General features: G+C 69.9%; 16 protein-coding genes. 4 read left to right on the top strand and 12 right to left on the bottom strand.

What is annotated here, in order from left to right:
• Positions 1–57: 57 nt before the first annotated feature.
• From BEK98_RS01150 to BEK98_RS01105, 10 genes are all read right to left on the bottom strand, one after another.
• On the bottom strand, positions 58–1827 hold the full coding sequence (locus BEK98_RS01150) for an IucA/IucC family protein (RefSeq protein ID WP_094214425.1): 1770 nt from the start codon (positions 1825–1827) through the stop codon (positions 58–60).
• The gene (locus BEK98_RS01145; protein ID WP_094214424.1) at positions 1824–2369 is read right to left on the bottom strand and encodes a GNAT family N-acetyltransferase; all 546 of its coding nucleotides are present in this window, start codon (positions 2367–2369) and stop codon (positions 1824–1826) included. The genes BEK98_RS01150 and BEK98_RS01145 overlap by 4 nt, the downstream gene beginning before the upstream one ends.
• Complete coding sequence (locus BEK98_RS01140) at positions 2366–3652, bottom strand: lysine N(6)-hydroxylase/L-ornithine N(5)-oxygenase family protein (protein WP_094214423.1); 1287 nt, start codon at positions 3650–3652, stop codon at positions 2366–2368. Before BEK98_RS01140 ends, BEK98_RS01145 begins: the two co-directional genes overlap by 4 nt.
• Positions 3636–5078, bottom strand: coding sequence for a lysine decarboxylase DesA (desA, locus tag BEK98_RS01135; RefSeq protein WP_094214422.1), 1443 nt, complete (start codon positions 5076–5078; stop codon positions 3636–3638). The genes BEK98_RS01140 and desA overlap by 17 nt, the downstream gene beginning before the upstream one ends.
• A gap of 144 nt (positions 5079–5222) precedes the next feature.
• Positions 5223–6044: a siderophore-interacting protein gene (locus tag BEK98_RS01130; protein ID WP_094214421.1), complete on the bottom strand. Its 822-nt coding sequence runs from the start codon at positions 6042–6044 to the stop codon at positions 5223–5225.
• 44 nt (positions 6045–6088) lie between these two features.
• Positions 6089–7135: an ABC transporter substrate-binding protein gene (locus tag BEK98_RS01125; protein WP_094214420.1), complete on the bottom strand. Its 1047-nt coding sequence runs from the start codon at positions 7133–7135 to the stop codon at positions 6089–6091.
• Positions 7136–7274: 139 nt separating this feature from the next.
• On the bottom strand, positions 7275–8435 hold the full coding sequence (locus BEK98_RS01120; RefSeq protein WP_094214481.1) for an acyl-CoA dehydrogenase family protein: 1161 nt from the start codon (positions 8433–8435) through the stop codon (positions 7275–7277).
• A gap of 5 nt (positions 8436–8440) precedes the next feature.
• Complete coding sequence (locus BEK98_RS01115) at positions 8441–9382, bottom strand: hydroxymethylglutaryl-CoA lyase (protein ID WP_094214419.1); 942 nt, start codon at positions 9380–9382, stop codon at positions 8441–8443.
• On the bottom strand, positions 9379–11319 hold the full coding sequence (locus tag BEK98_RS01110; RefSeq protein WP_094214418.1) for an acetyl-CoA carboxylase biotin carboxylase subunit: 1941 nt from the start codon (positions 11317–11319) through the stop codon (positions 9379–9381). Before BEK98_RS01110 ends, BEK98_RS01115 begins: the two co-directional genes overlap by 4 nt.
• Before the next feature lie 11 nt (positions 11320–11330).
• The gene (locus BEK98_RS01105; protein WP_094214417.1) at positions 11331–12947 is read right to left on the bottom strand and encodes a carboxyl transferase domain-containing protein; all 1617 of its coding nucleotides are present in this window, start codon (positions 12945–12947) and stop codon (positions 11331–11333) included.
• 96 nt (positions 12948–13043) lie between these two features.
• On the opposite strand from BEK98_RS01105, the gene BEK98_RS01100 reads away from it, so the two are divergent.
• The 4 genes from BEK98_RS01100 to BEK98_RS49510 all read left to right on the top strand — a co-directional run bounded on the left by BEK98_RS01100 (position 13044) and on the right by BEK98_RS49510 (position 16625).
• On the top strand, positions 13044–13643 hold the full coding sequence (locus tag BEK98_RS01100) for an SACE_7040 family transcriptional regulator (RefSeq protein ID WP_094214416.1): 600 nt from the start codon (positions 13044–13046) through the stop codon (positions 13641–13643).
• A 139-nt stretch (positions 13644–13782) separates the two neighbouring features.
• Positions 13783–14940: an acyl-CoA dehydrogenase family protein gene (locus BEK98_RS01095; RefSeq protein ID WP_094214415.1), complete on the top strand. Its 1158-nt coding sequence runs from the start codon at positions 13783–13785 to the stop codon at positions 14938–14940.
• Between the two features lie 35 nt (positions 14941–14975).
• Entirely contained in the window at positions 14976–15842 is an 867-nt protein-coding gene (gene tesB, locus BEK98_RS01090; RefSeq protein WP_094214414.1) for an acyl-CoA thioesterase II, read from the top strand.
• Positions 15843–16271: 429 nt separating this feature from the next.
• Positions 16272–16625 (top strand): hypothetical protein, encoded by a 354-nt coding sequence (locus tag BEK98_RS49510; RefSeq protein WP_208642972.1) that lies wholly within the window; start codon positions 16272–16274, stop codon positions 16623–16625.
• A 70-nt stretch (positions 16626–16695) separates the two neighbouring features.
• On the opposite strand, the gene BEK98_RS01080 is transcribed toward BEK98_RS49510, so the two are convergent.
• Positions 16696–17484, bottom strand: a complete 789-nt coding sequence (locus BEK98_RS01080) for a phosphatase (RefSeq protein WP_094214413.1) — start codon at positions 17482–17484, stop codon at positions 16696–16698.
• A 66-nt stretch (positions 17485–17550) separates the two neighbouring features.
• A partial coding sequence (locus tag BEK98_RS01075; protein ID WP_143684063.1) for a helix-turn-helix domain-containing protein occupies positions 17551–17703 on the bottom strand: 153 nt, incomplete at its 5' end.

The following is a 17703-nucleotide window of genomic DNA, read 5'->3' as shown; positions in this document are numbered from 1 at the left end:
ACGGACGGGCACCCCCAAGGACCGTAATCCGGGGTGCCCGTCCGTCCGTGTGAGCCGTCAGAAGCCGGCGATCGGGTTCTTCAGGGTCCCCACCAGCTGGAGCGCGCCCGACGGATCGGCGAGGTCCACCATCTGCCGGTTGTTGCGCAGCTGGAGCCGGTTCAGGCAGGACAGCGCGAACTCCGGCGCGAACATGTCGTACTGCGCGAACCTGTCGGCGAGTTCCGGCGCCGACTCCTGGTACGCACGGGTGACCTCCGCGACCGTGCGCCAGAAGCCGTCCTCCTCCAGGATCCCCTCGGCGGCGAGGTTCGCCGCGAGGAACCGGAAGAAGCAGTCGAAGACGTCCGTGAAGATCGACAGCAGCTTCTTGTCCTCGGGCACCTCGACCCGGATCCGCCGCACCTCCGGCGGCAGGATCGCGTCCGGGTCCATGACGGCGATCTCCTCGGCGATGTCCTTGTAGATCGCGCGCTGCACGACCCCGTCCTTCAGCACCAGGATCACGTTCTCGCCGTGCGGCATGAAGACCAGGTCGTAGGCGTAGAAGCTGTGCAGCAGCGGGGTGAAGTAGGCCCGCAGGTACTGCCGCAGCCACTCGGCGGGTGCCAGGCCCGACCGCTCGATCAGTGCGCCCGCGAACGAGGCGCCCTCGTGGTCCACGTGCAGCAGGGACGCCATGGTCGCGAGGGACTCGCCCTCGCGCAGCGACGGCACCGGGCTCTCCCGCCACAGCGCGGCCAGCATCTTGCGGTACGGCGAGTAGCGGTCGGTGGCCTGCTCGTACTCCAGATGCCGGTAGCCGACGGCCGCCCGCTCCCGGATGATCGACAGGCCGGTCGACTTCAGCACGCTGTCGTTCTCGACGAGCTGGGCGAGCCAGTCGTTGATCGCCGGCGTCGCCTCCATGTAGGCGGCCGAGAGCCCGCGCATGAAGCCCATGTTGATGACGGACAGGGCCGTCTTCACATAGTGCTTGTGCGGGTCGGAGGCGTTGAAGAAGGTCCGTATGGACTGCTGGGCCAGGTACTCGTCGTCGCCCTCGCCCAGGCACACCAGGTGCCGGCGGGCCACCTCGGCGGCGAAGGTGACGCTGAGCTTGTTCCACCACTGCCAGGGGTGGACCGGGATGAGCAGGTAGTCGGCCGGGTCGAGACCCTGGTCGGTGAGGGTGGCGCGGAAACGGTTCAGCGTCCGCTCACCGAGTTCCTCCCGCAGGAAGGACTCGTACTCGATCCCGACCCCCGCCGTGAACGCGGCCCGCGACCGGTGCGCGGCCAGCCACACCAGCCGCACGGGGCTCGCGGTCTCCGGCGCGTACGACAGGTACTCGTGGATGCCGAAGCCGAGCCGCCCGTTGTTGGCGACGAAGCAGGGGTGGCCCTCGGTCATCCCGGTCTCGATCGCCTGGAAGCCGCTGCGCGTCAGCTCGGCGGAGGTGACTTTCGGCTTGGTGAGCTTGTAGCAGGTGCCGGAGAGGGTGGAGGAGATCTCCTCCAGGTAGACGGGCAGGATCTCGTCGCTCAGCCCCAGCGCCTGCCGCAGCTCGATGAAGAAGTCCAGGGCGGCCAGGGGGAGTTCGGTACCGGCGCGATGACGGGTGATCGAGCCGGCGTCGACCGCCCAGTGGTCGAGGCCGCGCAGGGTGGCCGCGAACCGGTAGGCGGTGAGCCCGTCGTCGCTGCGGACGACGTACCCGTCGCCCTCCGGCTCGGGCGTGATCAGCCGCTCATGGGCGAACTCGGCGAGCGCCTTGCGGACGAGGAGGCGGTTGGCGGTGTCCCAGCGTTCCGGGGACAGATGGGCCACGGCGTCGGCGAGACTCATGCGGCCACCCCCGTCGCCGCGACGAACCGCTCCCGCGTGCAGAAACTCAGCAACGCCTGCTTCTCCGGCTTCCGTATCTCCCGCTCGGGCACGAACCCGACGGCTTCGTTGAGGGCGTGCACGGCCTTGTTGCGGACGTCCGGCTCGACGACGACCCTGCGCGTGGCCGGGTCCTCGAAGAGGTGGGCCATGACGGCGGTGATGACGGCCTTGGTGAATCCGTGTACGGGGGTGTCGGTGGCCGGGGTCAGGAAGTGCATCCCGACGTCACCGGGCTCGGGCTCGTACAGCCCGACCAGCTCCCGGTGGGCGGGGTCGTACTTCTCCATCAGGAAGGCGGGCACGCCGTCCCGCAGCCCGAGCAGGGCGTCGTGGTGCTCGTCGGCCGCGATCTCCATGTAGGCGCGCTCGACGTCCTCCAGCTTCGCGTCCTGCATCATCCAGAAGGCGGCCTTGGGGTGGGTGACCCAGCCGTGCAGCAGCTCGGCGTCCTTCAGGGGGTCGAGGGGGCGGAACGTGAAGGTCATGTCCGTGCTGGTCATACGGCGAACTCCTGGAAGGCGATGGTCTTCTCGACCGGGTAGTACTCGGTGCCCAGCAGCTCGCGGATGATGTACGAGTTCCGGTACGCGCCCATGCCCAGGTCGGGGCTGGTGATGCTGTGGGTGTGGACGCCGGCGTTCTGGAGGAAGACGCCCCGGCCCGTCACATCGATCGCGTAGTTGCGGGCGACGTCGAAGCGGCCGTGGCCGTCGAAGCGGAGGCGGTCGCGGATCGGGTCGAGGAAGACCGGGGGCTCGTAGTGGTAGCCGGTGGCCAGCACCAGGCCCTCGGTGTGGATCTCGAAGTCCTTGTCCTGCTCGTCCTGGTGGGAGCCGAGTGTGTACGAGCCGTCCTCGTAACGGGCGCTCGTCAGCGACGAGTTGGTGAGCAGGCGGGTGGGGACCGGGCGATCGCCGCTTTCGACGTTCTTCTGGTAGAGCAGGTCGAAGATCGAGTCGATCAGCTCCGAGTTGATGCCCTTGAACAGGCCCTTCTGCTGCTTCTCCAGCCGGTAGCGGGTCTCCTCGGGGAGCGCGCGGAAGTAGTCGATGTAGTCCGGAGAGGTCATCTCCAGGGTCAGCTTGGTGTATTCGAGGGGGAAGAAACGGGGGGACCGGGTGACCCAGTTGAGGTCGTAGCCGTGGACGTCGATCTCGGAGAGCAGCTCGTAATAGATCTCCGCCGCGCTCTGGCCGCTGCCGACGATCGTGATGGACTTCTTCGACTGCAACTCCGCCTTGCGGTGCATGTACTGCGCGTTGTGCAGGAAGTCGCCGCCGAGGCCCTGGCACGCCTGCGGAACATAGGGGACCGTTCCCGTGCCGAGGACGAGGTGGCGGGCGCGAAACGTTTCCCCGCTCTGGGTGCGGACGACGTACCGGTCGTCCTCGTACGTCACCTCGGTGACCGTGGTGCTGAAGCGGACGTTGGTGAGTTTGTTCGCCGCCCAGCGGCAGTAGTCGTCGTACTCGACGCGCAGGGGATAGAAGTTCTCGCGGATGTAGAACGAGTAGAGTCTGCCTTTCTCCTTCAGGTAGGTGAGGAAGGAGTACGGCGAGGTCGGGTCGGCCAGGGTGACCAGGTCCGACATGAACGGGGTCTGCAGATGGGCGCCGTCCAGGAACATGCCCGCGTGCCACTCGAAGTCGGGCTTGGAGTCCAGGAAGACTCCGTCCAGTTCGGCGATGGGCTCGGTGAGGCAGGCGAGGCCGAGGTTGAAGGGGCCGAGCCCGATCCCCACGAAGTCGTAGGTCTTGGTCGGGGCTTCAGGACGCGCGGTCAAGGGACTCTCCCAGGTACTGCTCGGCGTGGCCGGCGATCAGGTCGAGGACGGCGGCGATGTCGGCCGGCGTCGTCTCGGGGTTGAGCAGGGTGAACTTCAGGTAGTGGCGGCCGCCGACCTTGGTGCCCGCGACCACGGCGTCGCCGGAGGCGAACAGGGCCTTGCGGGCGTACAGGTTGGCGCGGTCGATCTCGGCCGGGTCGGTGACGGCCGCCGGGATGTAGCGGAAGACGAGGGTGGACAGCGAAGGCTCCACGACGACGTCGTAACGGGGGTCGGCGGCGAGCAGCCGCCAGCCCTCCTGGGCCAGCTCGCAGACCTGGTCGAAGAGTTCGCCGATGCCCTCGGCGCCCATCACCCGCAGCGTCATCCACAGCTTGAGGGCGTCGAAGCGGCGGGTGGTCTGCAGGGACTTGTCGACCTGGTTGGGGATGCGCTCCTGCACCATGCGGCGCGGGTTGAGGTACTCCGCGTGGTAGGTGGCGTGGCGCAGGGTGGCCGCGTCCCGGACCAGCACGGCGGAGGAACTCACGGGCTGGAAGAAGGACTTGTGGTAGTCGACGGTGACCGAGTCGGCGCGCTCGATGCCGTCGATACGGAACCGGTGCTTCAGGGAGGCGAGCAGCCCGCAGCCGTAGGCCGCGTCCACGTGCATCCAGGCGCCGAACTGGGCGCACAGTTCGGCGATCTCCGGCAGCGGGTCGATGGAGCCGAAGTCGGTGGTGCCGGCGGTGGCGACGACGGCCATGGGGACGAGGCTGTCCCTCTTGCAGCGCTCCAGCTCGTGGGCGAGGGCGACGGTCTGCATCCGCTTGTCGTGGTCGACGGGGATGGCGACCACGGCGTCCGGGCTCAGCCCGAGGAGCTTGGCGGACTTCTTGACGCTGAAGTGGCTGACCTCGGAGGCGAAGATGCGCAGGTCGGCGAGACTGTCGGCCTTGGCTTCCTCGCGGGCGAGCAGCAATGCCTGGAGGTTGGACTGGGTGCCGCCGGAGGTGAACACGCCGTCGGCGGCCGGACCGAGGCCGATCCGCTCGGCCGTCCAGTCGATCAGTTTCCGCTCGATGAGGGTGCCGCCGGCCGACTGGTCCCAGGTGTCCAGGGAGGAGTTGACCGCGGAGAGCACGGCCTCGCCGAGCACCGCCGGGATGACCACGGGGCAGTTGAGGTGGGCGAGGTAGCGGGGGTGGTGGAAGTAGATCGCGTCGCGGAGGTAGAGGTCCTCCAGCTCGTCCAGGACCGCGGCGGAGTCGCCGAGTGGCCGGTCGAGGTCGATCTCGTCGATGCGGGGGGTGAGGGCGTCCACGGTGACGCCGGTGAACGGACGGTCGGTGGTGGCGAGTTTGGCCGCCACCCGCTCGACTCCTTCGGTCACGGAGCGGCGGTAGTGCTCCGCTGTGAGGCCATTGAGCAGGTGCGAGCGCATGTGGGGGTCCTCCGAGGGGACTGTCCGTGCGGGGAGACAGGGGGAGATGCCGGGAGAGGCCGAGAGATGAACTTAGGTTAGCCTAACCTAAGTTTCTTGGATCGAGGCATGCCTCTCCCGTGACTGGGGTCACTTCAGGGGGAGTTACTCGGCCACGCGGAGCTGTTCCTCCGTCATGCCCTTCCGCCAGTACCCGACGAAGGTGACGCGCCGCCGGTCGATCCCGCGCTCACCGACGAAGTGCCGGCGCAGCTCCTTCACCCGGCCGGACTCGCCGGCGATCCACACGTACGGCGCTTCAGCGGCCGGAAGTTGAGCGGCCCGTACGGCGTCGACGGCCATGCGGGACCCGTCGTGCCGTACGAGCCACGTGATCTCCGCGTCCGCCTCGGTCGCCACGTCCTGGATGTCACCGGCGTGCGGTACTTCGAGCCAGGCGCGCACGCGGGTGCCGGCCGGCAGGGACTCCAGGATGGCGGTGGCGGCGGGCACGGCGCTCTCGTCACCCCAGAGGACGACGAGGTCGGTGTCGGCCGGCGGCCGGAACCGGATGGCCCGGTTGTCGGCGATCGCCGGCCCGAGCAGCAGGACACGGTCACCGGCGGCGGCCCGGGAGGCCCAGCGGGAGGCGGGTCCGGCGGGGGTGTGCAGGGCGAAGTCGATGTCGATCTCGTCGGGGTTCCGGCGCAGCGCCCTCAGGGTGTACGAGCGCATCACCGCCCGTATGTCGTCGGGCAGTTCACGCCAGCCCTGCCACCAGCCGTCCCCCAGGTCCAGCGGGACGACGGGCTCGCTCTGCCCCGGATGCGGCAGGAACAGCGACAGGGACTGGTCACGCCCGTCGGAGTGGAAGGCGTACAGGTCGTCACCGCTGAAGGTGACCCGGACCAGGGACGGCCCGAGCCGCCTCGTCCGTACGACCTGAAGGGAGAAGAAACGGAACGGGGCGGCTACGGCCGTCGTCATGGGGACTCCTGAGGCTGGGGTTCAGGAAGGGATGTGAGCGGGGTTCAGCTGACCTTCTTGGCCTTCTCCAAGGCCTCCGCCAGGTTCGTCAGCAGCGGAACGCACTTGTCGTACGACAGGATCGGCTCGGGCGACCGCGCGATGACCTGCCCCGCCTTGACCGCGGGCAGCTTCTTCCACGTCGCCTTGGTGATGTCGGCGGGCTGAATCGCCGAGGACCGGTCGTCCATCATGATGATGTCGGCCTGGTACTTGTCGACGTTCTCCCAGCTCAGCGACTCGTACCAGCCGCCGCCCTGCTTCTTCGCGCTCTCGGGGGGCTCCACGAAGTTCACGCCGAGGGCCTTGAAGTACTCCAGGTCGATGGAGAGGTTGGTGCCGGAGACGTAGAAGAGCTGGTCGCTCGCGGAACCGGCCATCACCTTGATGCCGGGCTTGGCCTTGGCCGCGGCGCGCAGCCGGGCGGCGGCGTCCTCGAACCGCTTCTTCGCGTCGGTGACGGCGGCCGCCTTCATGTCGGCGCCCAGCGACTCGGCCAGCTCCCACATACGCTGCAACGGCTGTGTGAGCTGGCGGTCGTAGACGGAGATGCCGACGCTGGGGGCCAACTGGGCGATCTTCTTCTTCGACTCGTCGGGGACGTACCAGAGGGTGCCGGTGGCGTCGAACATCGTCGTGATGAGCACGTCGGGCGCGAGGGCCGCGTACTTCTCGATGTTGAACTGGCCCCAGGTGTTGCCGAGGACCGTCACCTTGCTGACGTCCATGTCGCCGGCCTGGACGTCGGCCTTGCCCGCGGTGGTCTTCGTCGGGCCGAAGACGCCCTTGACCTGGATGCCGTAGTCGTACAGCGCGGCACCGACACCGGTGAACGCGACGATGTTCGCCGGGACCTTGTCCAGCTTCACGGTCGTACCGCGGTCGTCCTTGAAGCTCCAGGGGCCGGACTTGCCGCTCTTGGCCGCCTTCCCGGAGTCCGCGTCTTTCCCCTTGTCGTCCCCGCAGGCGGCGAGCGCCGCACCGAGTCCGAGGGCGCCGCCCGCGGCGAGCAGGCCGCGGCGAGTGAAGTGGGTGGCACGGGCATGGGACATGGGTATGACTGCTTTCGAACGGGGCGAGGCGCCCGCCGGACAAGTTCGAAGGTAGGTTAGCCTAACCTCACTCGATGTCCAGTGGGTGGGGCGCCTCGCGCCCGAACCTGTGTGCGACCTGTGGGCCGCCGGAGCTATGTCAGCTCACCAGCCCCAACTCCCGTGCGATCAGCATCCGCTGGACCTCGCTGGTGCCCTCGCCGATCTCCAGGATCTTGGAGTCGCGCCACATGCGGGCCACCGGATACTCGTTCATGAAGCCGTAGCCGCCGTGGATCTGGGTGGCCTCGCGGGCGTTGTCCACGGCGACCGTGGAGGAGTACAGCTTGGCCAGGGCCGCCTCCTTCTTGAAGGGCTCGCCCGAGACCAGGCGGCTGGCCGCGTCGCGCCAGGCGAGGCGGGCCGTGTGGGCCTTCATCTCCATGTCCGCGATCTTGAACTGGATGGCCTGGTTGGCGCCGATGGGCCGGCCGAAGGCGTGCCGTTCCTTGGCGTACTTGACCGACTCGTCGACGCAGCCCTGGGCCAGGCCCGTCGCCAGGGCCGCGATGGCGATGCGGCCCTCGTCGAGGATGCGCAGGAACTGGGCGTAGCCCCGGCCCTCCTCGCCGAGCAGGTTGGCGGCGGGTACGCGGACATCCTGGAAGGACAGTTCGCGGGTGTCGGAGGCGTTCCAGCCGACCTTCGAGTAGGGGGCGGCGACCGTGAAGCCCGGCGTGCCCGACGGGACGATGATCGACGAGATCTGCGGCTTGCCGTCCGGCTTGCGGCCGGTCACGGCGGTGACCGTCACCAAACCCGTGATGTCCGTGCCCGAGTTGGTGATGAAGCACTTCGTGCCGTTGATGACCCATTCGTTCGTGTCCGGGTCCAGGCGGGCCGTGGTGCGGGTGGCCCCGGCATCCGAGCCGCCGTCCGGTTCGGTGAGGCCGAACGCGCCGAGGATCTCGCCCGTGCACAGGCGGGGGAGCCACTCGCGCTTCTGCTCCTCCGTGCCGAACAGGTGCAGGGGCATGGCGCCCAGCGAGACACCGGCCTCCAGGGTGATGGCCACGGACGAGTCGACCCGGGCCAGCTCCTCCAGGGCGATACCGAGGGCCAGATAGTCGCCGCCCATGCCGCCGTACTCCTCCGGGAACGGCAGCCCGAACAGGCCCATGCGGCCCATCTCGCGGACGATCTCGTACGGGAACTCGTGCCGCTCGTAGAAGTCGCCGATCTTCGGCGCCACGACATCGTGCGCGAACTCCTCCACCGTACGGCGGAGTTCCTCCAGCTCGGGGGAGAGGCGGTGGTCCATCGTGATCACTGCTCCTTGTGGGACAGGGCTCGGACGGTGCGGGACGGGCTGGGTCGGCCCAGGTGGGCGGCCATCCACACGCTGGTGGCGACGAGACGGCCGAGGTCGACTCCGGTGTCGATGCCGAGGCCCTGCAGCATCCACACGAGGTCTTCGGTGGCGAGGTTGCCGGTCGCGGACTTGGCGTAGGGGCAGCCGCCGAGACCCCCGGCGGAGGCGTCGATCGTCGTGACCCCGTGTTCCAGTGCCGCGTAGGTGTTGGCCAGTGCCTGGCCGTAGGTGTCGTGGAAGTGCACGCCGATGACGTTGGTCGGCACGCCCTCCTCGTTGAGCAGCGAGAGGAGTTCGAGGACGTGGCCCGGGGTCGCGACCCCGATGGTGTCCCCGAGGCTCAGTTCGTCGCAGCCCATGTCCAGCAGCGCCTTGCAGACGCGGGCCACCTGGTGGAGGGGGACCGCCCCCTCCCAGGGGTCGCCGAAGCACATGGACACATAGCCGCGCACATGCCCGCCGGCGTCCTTCGCCTGCCGCACCACCGGGTCGAACACGGCCAGCGACTCGTCGACCGTCCGGTTGAGGTTGGCCTTCGCGAAGGACTCGGTGGCGCTGGCGAACACCGCGATCCGGCGGGCGCCGAGCGCCAGCGCCCGGTCCAGGCCGCGCTGGTTGGGCACCAGCACGGGGAGTTCGACGTCGAGGTCGCCGAGGAGCGGGAACAGCTGCTCGGCGTCGGCCAGTTGGGGCACCCACTTGGGGTGCACGAAGCTCGTCGCCTCGATGGTCGTCAGGCCCGCGCCGGCCAGCCGGCGGATGAACTCCGCCTTGACCTCCGTCGGCACGGTCATCTTCTCGTTCTGCAGCCCGTCCCGCGCGCCGACCTCGTGGATCCGCACCCGCGCGGGCAGGTCCTGGGCCGGTACGACCATGGGCAGTCCGTCGGCGCTCATTCCGCCACCGCGCCTTCCTTGTCGTGGGGTGCGATCACGGCGAGGACCTGGTCCATGGCCACCGTCGTGCCCGGGGTCACGTCGATCTCGGCGACCGTGCCGGCGTGCGGGGCGGAGATGACGTGCTCCATCTTCATCGCCTCGACCACCAGCAGGCTCTGGCCCGCTGCCACTTCGTCGCCGACGGCGACCTTCACCACGGTCACCGTGCCGGGCATGGGCGCGGTCAGCGAGTCGGCGCCCGCGTGCCCGGCACCCGTGAGGGAGGCGGCCACCGGGTCGTGGTCGCGCACCTGCCAGGCGTCGCCGTCCCGGCCGATCCAGTCACCGGCCCGGTGGAAGGAGTGCCGGACACCGTCGAGGGTGACGGACACCCGGTCGTCGGTGACGGCGTGGGCGCCTCGGGGGGCGTACGTGACCGGATCGGCCACGCGCAGGTCGAAGGCGGGCTGCTTCGGGGTCCCGCCCAGTCGCCAGCCGCTCGGCACCGAGAAGGGGTCGGTCCAGCCTTCGGAGCGCGGCCGCAGTGCCTCCAGCCGGGCGGCCGCCGCCGCCTCGTACACCTCGTCCGGTACGTCGGTGGAGACCAGCTCGTCCACCACCCGCTCGACCAGACCCGTGTCCAACTCGCCCGACACCACGGCCGGATGGGCCAGCAGCCGACGCAGGAACCCCGCGTTGGTCTGCACGCCCAGCGTGACCGTCTCCGCGAGGGCCGACCGGAGCTTGCGCAGCGCCGTCGCGCGGTCGGGGCCGTACGTGATGACCTTGGACAGCATCGGGTCGTACAGGCTGCCCACCTCGGTGCCCTCGCTGAGCCCGGAGTCGGTGCGGACGCCGTCGCCCTGGGGCTCGTGCAGGAGCTGCACCGTTCCGCCGGAGGGAAGGAACCCACGCGCTGGGTCCTCGGCGCAGATCCGCGCCTCGACCGCGTGCCCGGTCAGCGTCACGTCCTCCTGGGCGAAGCCCAGCCGCTCGCCGGCCGCCACCCGCAGCTGCCACTCGACCAGGTCCAGGCCGGTGATCAGCTCGGTGACCGGGTGCTCCACCTGGAGGCGGGTGTTCATCTCCATGAAGTAGTACGAGGACGGGTCGCCGCCCGGCACGATGAACTCCACCGTGCCCGCGCCCCGGTACCCGCACGAGCGTGCCGCCTGGACGGCCGCCTCGCCCATCGCGGCCCGGGTCTCCTCGTCGAGGAGCACGCTCGGCGCCTCCTCGATGATCTTCTGGTGCCGCCGCTGCAGCGAGCACTCGCGCTCGCCGAGGTGGACCACGTTCCCGTGGCCGTCCGCCAGCACCTGGATCTCGATGTGCCGGGGCCGGTCCACCCACCGCTCCACCAGGAGCGTGTCGTCACCGAAGGAGGCGCGGGCCTCACGGCGGGCGGCCGCGATCTCCTCCTCCAGCCGGGTCACGTCCCGGACCAGGCGCATGCCCTTGCCGCCACCGCCGGCGCTCGGCTTCAGCAGCACGGGGGTCCCGATCTCGCGGGCGGCTTCGGCCAGTCGGTCGTCGGAGAGCCCGCTGCCACTGGAACCCGGCACGACCGGCACCCCGGCCGCCTTCACCGTCTCCTTGGCGCGGATCTTGTCGCCCATCAACGCGATGGCGTCGGCCGACGGGCCGATGAAGACCAGCCCCGCCTCCTCGCACGCGCGCGCGAAGCCCGCGTTCTCGGCGAGGAAGCCGTACCCGGGATGCACCGCTTGGGCGCCGGTGCGGGCGGCGGCCTCAAGGAGCCGCTCCACCGACAGATAGCTCTCGGCGGCCGGCGCCGGACCGATCCGTACCGCCGTGTCGGCCTCCCGTACGTGCCGCGCGTCCGCGTCGGCGTCGGAGAAGACCGCCACCGAGCGCACGCCCAGCGAGCGGAGCGTACGGATGACGCGTACGGCGATCTCGCCCCGGTTGGCCACCAGCACTGTGTCGAACACGGTTCCCCTCCTCACATCCGGAAGACGCCGAACTGGGGGTCTCCCAGGGGCGCGTTGGCACAGGCGGTCAGGGCGAGGCCCAGCACCTGACGGGTCTCCAGCGGGTCGATCACGCCGTCGTCCCAGAGCCGGGCGGTGGCGTAGTAGGCGTTGCCCTGGCGCTCGTACTGCGCGCGGATGGGTGCCTTGAAGGACTCCTCGTCCTCGGCCGGCCAGTCCTCGCCGCGCCCCTCCAGCTGGTCGCGCTTGACCGTGGCGAGGACGGAGGCGGCCTGCTCGCCGCCCATGACCGAGATCTTGGCGTTGGGCCACATCCACAGGAAGCGCGGGGAGTAGGCCCGGCCGCACATCGAGTAGTTGCCGGCGCCGTACGAGCCGCCGACGACCACGGTCAGCTTGGGGACCCTGGTGCACGCCACGGCCGTCACCATCTTGGCGCCGTGCTTGGCGATGCCACCCGCCTCGTAGTCCCGGCCGACCATGAAGCCGGAGATGTTCTGCAGGAACACCAGCGGGATGCCGCGCTGGTCGCACAGCTCGATGAAGTGGGCGCCCTTCTGGGCGGACTCGGAGAACAGGATGCCGTTGTTGGCGACGATCCCGACCGGGTGGCCGTGGATCCGGGCGAAGCCGGTGACCAGGGTCTGCCCGAACTCGGACTTGAACTCGGCGAAGCGGGAGCCGTCCACCACGCGCGCGATGATCTCGCGTACGTCGTAGGGGGTACGGGAGTCCACCGGGACCGCGCCGTAGAGCCCGTACGGGTCCACCTTCGGCTCCGCGACCGGCGTGACCTCCCAGGGGAGGGACTGCCGGGCGGGCAGGGTGGCGACGATGTTCCGCACGATGCGCAGGGCGTGCGGGTCGTCCTCGGCGAGGTGGTCGGTGACGCCGGAGATCCGGGAGTGGACCTCGCCGCCGCCCAGCTCCTCCGCGGTGACGACCTCACCGGTGGCCGCCTTCACCAGTGGCGGGCCGCCGAGGAAGATCGTGCCCTGGTTACGGACGATCACGGCCTCGTCGCTCATGGCGGGCACGTACGCCCCACCCGCCGTGCACGACCCGAGGACCGCCGCGATCTGCGGGATCCCGGCGCCGGACATCCGCGCCTGGTTGTAGAAGATCCGCCCGAAGTGCTCCCGGTCGGGGAAGACCTCGTCCTGCATGGGCAGGAAGGCGCCCCCGGAGTCGACCAGGTAGAGGCAGGGCAGCCGGTTCTCCAGGGCGACCTCCTGCGCCCGCAGATGCTTCTTCACCGTCATCGGGTAGTACGTGCCGCCCTTGACGGTGGCGTCGTTGGCGACGATCACGCACTCGCGCCCGCTGACCCGCCCGATCCCGGCGATCACACCGGCGGCCGGTGCCTGCCCGTCGTACATCCCGTCGGCCGCGAGCGGGGCCAGCTCCAGGAAGGGCGACCCGGGGTCGAGCAGCGTGTCCACCCGGTCCCTCGGCAGCAGCTTGCCGCGCGCGGTGTGCCGGGCGCGGGCCTTCTCGCCGCCGCCGAGGGCCGCGGCGGCCAGCTTGCCGCGCAGCTCCTCGACGAGTGCGAGATGGGCCTGTTCATTGGCCCGCCAGGCCTCCGACGCGGGATCTGCCGCGCTCGTCAGCTCCGGTGCCTCCTGCATCCTGCGGTCCCCTCACCCAGTGGTCGTACTGTTAATGAGCGTTAACCATTTCCTCCAGGTTAACGACCGCTAACCTCGCTGTCTAGAATTGCTGGCATGGTCACCAGAACCGACGCCCCCACCCGTCGCGAGCAGATCCTCAAGGAGGCCGCCCGGCTCTTCGCCGAGCGCGGCTTCCACGGCGTCGGTGTCGACGAGATAGGCGCCGCGGTCGGCATCAGCGGCCCCGGTCTGTACCGGCACTTCCCGGGCAAGGACGCGATGCTCGCGGAGCTGCTGGTGGGTATCAGCGGCCAGCTGCTGACGGGGGCCAAGCGGCGCCTGGCGGAGGCCGACGGGCAGACCGGCGCCGAGGCGGTCCTGGACTCGCTCATCGAGGGCCACATCGACTTCGCCCTGGACGACCGCCCCCTGATCACCCTCCACGACCGCGAGCTGGACCGCCTCCGCGACAGCGACCGCAAGCTGGTGCGCCAGCTGCAACGGCAGTACGTGGAGCTGTGGGTGGAGGTGGTCCGCGAGGTGTACCCGGCCCTGTCGGAGCCGTCGGCCCGCTCCGCCGTCCACTCGGTCTTCGGCCTGCTGAACTCCACCCCCCACCTCGGCCGCGCCGGCACCCTGCCCGGCCGCGGGGCCACGGCGGAGCTGCTGCACCGGATGGCGCGGGGGGCGTTCGCGGCGGCGGGCAGCGACTGAGCCGCGGGCCTCGCCCCCGGCGGCCTCCCACAAGTGACGAGCGTTACCCCCGTTCAACCCTGGACCACTCCGCGTACTCACCGGTACGGTTGGTTCTGAGCAAGCGCTTAGACATGCCGAAGTTCGTGGAGGTGGCGGAGTGCGCCGCACGCTGTTCAACGAGGATCACGAGGCGTTCCGGGAGACCATCCGCGCCTTCATCGAGGCCGAGGTCGTGCCCGTCTACGACGAGTGGTTCGCCGCCGGGCAGGCCCCGCGCGAGTTCTACTACAAGCTCGCCGAGCTGGGCGTCTTCGGTATCCGGGTCGACGAGGAGTACGGCGGCGCCGGCATCGACTCGTACAAGTTCGAGGCCGTCCTGTACGAGGAGACCGCCCGCGCGGGTGTCTCCTTCGGCGGCTCCGGCGTGCACGTGCTGCTCGGCCTGCCGTACATCAAGCTGCTCGCCTCCGACGAGCAGAAGAAGCGGTACCTGCCGAAGTTCGTCTCCGGTGAGGAGATGTGGGCGATCGCGATGACCGAGCCGGGCACCGGCTCCGACCTCGCGGGCATGAAGACCACCGCCAAGCTCTCCGAGGACGGCACGCACTACGTCCTCAACGGCGCCAAGACCTTCATCACCGGCGGCGTGCACGCCGACCGCATGATCGTCTGCGCCCGCACCGCCGCGCCCACCAAGGAGGACCGCCGCCACGGCATCTCCCTGTTCGTGGTGGACACCAAGGCCGAGGGCTACTCGGTCGGCCGCAAGCTCGACAAGCTCGGCCTGAAGACCTCCGACACCGCCGAGCTGGCGTTCGTCGACGTGAAGGTCCCGGTCGAGGACCTCCTCGGCGAGGAGAACAAGGGCTTCTACTACCTCGGCCACAACCTGGCCTCCGAGCGCTGGGGCATCGCCTTCGGCGCCTACGCGCAGGCCAAGGCCGCCGTCCGGTTCGCCAAGCAGTACGTCCAGGACCGCGTCGTCTTCGGCCAGCCCGTCGCCGCCTTCCAGAACACCAAGTTCGAGCTGGCCTCCTGCCAGGCCGAGGTCGACGCCGCCGAGGCCGTCGCCGACCGCGCCACGGAGGCCCTGGACGCCGGCGAGCTGACCCCGGCCGAGGCCGCCTCCGCGAAGCTCTTCTGCACCGAGGTCGCCCACCGCGTCATCGACCGCTGCCTCCAGTTGCACGGCGGCTACGGCTTCATGAACGAGTACCCGATCGCCCGCCTGTACGCGGACAACCGCGTCAACCGCATCTACGGCGGCACCAGCGAGATCATGAAGACGATCATCGCCAAGGACATGGGTCTGTAAGGTCCCCGCAATCACTGGCCGGTACAACTAACGCCATGAGCCAGGCACTCCAGGACCTCCTTGAGCTGCTCGATCTCGAGCAGCTCGAGGAGGACATCTTCCGCGGCCAGTCCCGCTCCGCCGTCGTCCCGCGCGTCTTCGGCGGGCAGGTCGCGGCGCAGGCGCTGGTCGCCGCCGGGCGGACGGTCCCCGCGGACCGGCTCGCCCACTCCCTGCACGCGTACTTCCTGCGCCCGGGCGACCCCGGCGCGCCGATCGTCTACAGCGTCGACCGCATCCGCGACGGACGGTCCTTCACCACCCGCCGCGTGGTCGCCGTCCAGCACGGCAAGCCGATCTTCCATCTCTCGGCGTCCTTCCAGACGTACGAGGAAGGCCTCGACCACCAGGCCCCCATGCCGCCCGCCCCCGACCCGGAGACCCTGCCCACCTCCCAGGAGCGGCTGCGCGGCTACGACCACCTGGACCCGGCGGTCGTGGAGAGGTTCCTGGAGGCCCGCGAGGCGATCGACCTGCGCTATGTGGACGAGCCGCCGTACGGGAAGTTCGGCGAACCGCGCGAGCCGCACAGCCAGGTGTGGTTCCGGGCCAACGGCAAGCTCGACGACGACCCGCTGCTCCATGTCGTCCTCGCCACCTACGTCTCCGACATGACCCTCCTCGACGCCGTGCTGCTCGCGCACGGGCGCGGCGGCTGGGCCGTCGGGGACGTCGTCGGCGCGTCCCTGGACCACGCGATGTGGTTCCACCGGCCCTTCCGCGCCGACGAATGGCTGCTGTACGACCAGGAGTCGCCGTCCGCGCACGGCGGCCGGGGCCTCGGCCAGGCCCGTATCTACACCCAGGACGGGCAGCTCGCGATCTCCGTGATCCAGGAGGGCGTGGTCCGCGTCCCGCGCTGACCCCCGCGCAGCTGTTGAACGGGCGAACACATGCGGAGCGTAACGAAGTTGACGATCCGGCTGCGGGCCGCGTGCCCGGCTGCGGGGCGGGTGTGTCCAGGGCCCGGTCCGGGGTCCTGGGCAGCGCATCGTCGCTCGAAGTGACGAGTGACGCATGGGGTACTAGGCTTTTCGAGTGAAAGCCGCAGCGCACGGTTTGCCTGGCTGGCGAGGCTCCGTACCCCTCGGACCTCAGCCGCAGCATCCGATGGCGTGACCACGCACCGGTGGCTGCAGGTGCCGACATCGTTGGCATGCACCGTGCCGCTCAACACACTGCGGCGACATCTGAAGACCGCGCCGCATCTTCCCCTTTGCCGCGGCGTCGGCCATCACCTCGCGCCCCTCTCCGGGAGCCGCGAGCGACGATGGAGATGGAAGGTATATCCCATGCGATCACAGCGCACGAGGCGTCTTGTCGCGATGTCCGCAGCCGGGGTGCTGCTGGCAGGCGGAGCCGCCATCGGCACGGCGGGCACCGCCTTCGCGGGCTCGTCCCACGATGACCACAGCTCCTACAGTAGAGGCTGTGACGACGACAACGGCGGCTACGGCGGCTACGGCGACGATGGCGGCTACGGCGGCGACCACGACAACGGTGACCACGGCGGCTACGGCGGCGACCACGACAACGGTGACCACGGCGGCTATGGCGGCGACCACGGCGGTGGAGACCACGGTGGCGGAGACCACGGCGGTGGAGACCACGGCGGCGGTGGAGGTAACGGCGGAGGAGGCCACTGACCCGACCACGAACTGAGCACGATGTGCGGCTCTGCCGGCAGAGCCGCACATCGTGGCGCCCGTCGGCGCGTTATGCCAGGCCCGCCTCCGCCAGCAGGTACGCCGTCATCGGGTCGTAGTAGCGGGGGCTCACCACATGGTCGTCGAGCGGCACCGCCACCTGGAGGGTGCCCTCGGACTCGGCGAGGAACAGCGCGGGGTCGTTGCAGTCGGCGTATCCGACGGAGTCGACGCCGTGCTGTCCGGCGTACCCGGCCCAGCCGTGGTCCGCGACCACCAGGTCCGGCAGCGGACGCCCCTCGCGCTCAAGTCCGGTCAGGATGGCCCGCATCGGCTCACCGGAGTGCGTGTGCCACAGCGTCGCGCCGTGCTCCAGGACGGCCACGTCCGCGAACTGCATGACGTACCCCTCCTCCGTCTGCAGCCCGTCCGGGATGACGACGATCTCGCAGCCGGCGGCGCGCAGCGCGGCGGCCGTGGCCCGGTGCACGTCCAGCAGGCCGCCCGGGTGGCCGGTGGCGAACAGCACCCGCTGCTGCCCGTCGGCCGCCTTGCGCAGCCGGAGCGCGAGGCGCTGCAGCGCGTCCACGGTCAGCTCGGGGTCGATGGTGTCCTGCCCGTACCGGTACTCGGGATCGTCGTTGACGCCCACCCGTTCGGCCATCACCGCGAGCACGTCCTGCTCGTCCGACCAGCGGTCACCCAGCTCCAGACCGAACCAGTAGTGCCGGTCGCCGTTGGCCAGCTTGCGGTAGTGGGAGAGGTTGTTCTCGCGGGGTGTGGCGACGTCCCCCGCGATACGGGTCCTCACCAGGTGGTCGACGAGCTGGGCGCGGCTGGGTGTCCCGGATATCGGCATGCCTCCCATTGTGGGGCAGCGGACCTGCCGAGTCGTCGGCATATCGCACCCTGGGACGTGGCTCACTCAGCCCTGGCGCAGCGCGAACCACAACTCCATCCGTACGTCCGGGTCGTCCAGGTCCGCCCCGAGCAGCGCCGCGCACCGGGCGATCCGCTGCCGCACGGTGTTGCGGTGCACATCCAGTGCCACTGCCGTACGGTCCCAACTGCCGTGCAG

Origin of the sequence: Streptomyces diastatochromogenes (assembly GCF_002242805.1) — a bacterium.
Lineage (GTDB): Bacteria > Actinomycetota > Actinomycetes > Streptomycetales > Streptomycetaceae > Streptomyces > Streptomyces diastatochromogenes.
This window is presented reverse-complemented; position numbering and strand designations above follow the sequence as displayed.

Coding starts and splice junctions, on each gene's coding strand:
- BEK98_RS01150 (WP_094214425.1), bottom strand. CDS start 1,827: ATGAGTCTCGCCGACGCCGTGGCCCATCTGTCCCCGGAACGCTGGGAC.
- BEK98_RS01145 (WP_094214424.1), bottom strand. CDS start 2,369: ATGACCAGCACGGACATGACCTTCACGTTCCGCCCCCTCGACCCCCTG.
- desA (WP_094214422.1), bottom strand. CDS start 5,078: ATGCGCTCGCACCTGCTCAATGGCCTCACAGCGGAGCACTACCGCCGC.
- BEK98_RS01130 (WP_094214421.1), bottom strand. CDS start 6,044: ATGACGACGGCCGTAGCCGCCCCGTTCCGTTTCTTCTCCCTTCAGGTC.
- BEK98_RS01125 (WP_094214420.1), bottom strand. CDS start 7,135: ATGTCCCATGCCCGTGCCACCCACTTCACTCGCCGCGGCCTGCTCGCC.
- BEK98_RS01120 (WP_094214481.1), bottom strand. CDS start 8,435: ATGGACCACCGCCTCTCCCCCGAGCTGGAGGAACTCCGCCGTACGGTG.
- BEK98_RS01115 (WP_094214419.1), bottom strand. CDS start 9,382: ATGAGCGCCGACGGACTGCCCATGGTCGTACCGGCCCAGGACCTGCCC.
- BEK98_RS01105 (WP_094214417.1), bottom strand. CDS start 12,947: ATGCAGGAGGCACCGGAGCTGACGAGCGCGGCAGATCCCGCGTCGGAG.
- BEK98_RS01100 (WP_094214416.1), top strand. CDS start 13,044: ATGGTCACCAGAACCGACGCCCCCACCCGTCGCGAGCAGATCCTCAAG.
- tesB (WP_094214414.1), top strand. CDS start 14,976: ATGAGCCAGGCACTCCAGGACCTCCTTGAGCTGCTCGATCTCGAGCAG.
- BEK98_RS49510 (WP_208642972.1), top strand. CDS start 16,272: ATGCGATCACAGCGCACGAGGCGTCTTGTCGCGATGTCCGCAGCCGGG.
- BEK98_RS01080 (WP_094214413.1), bottom strand. CDS start 17,484: ATGCCGATATCCGGGACACCCAGCCGCGCCCAGCTCGTCGACCACCTG.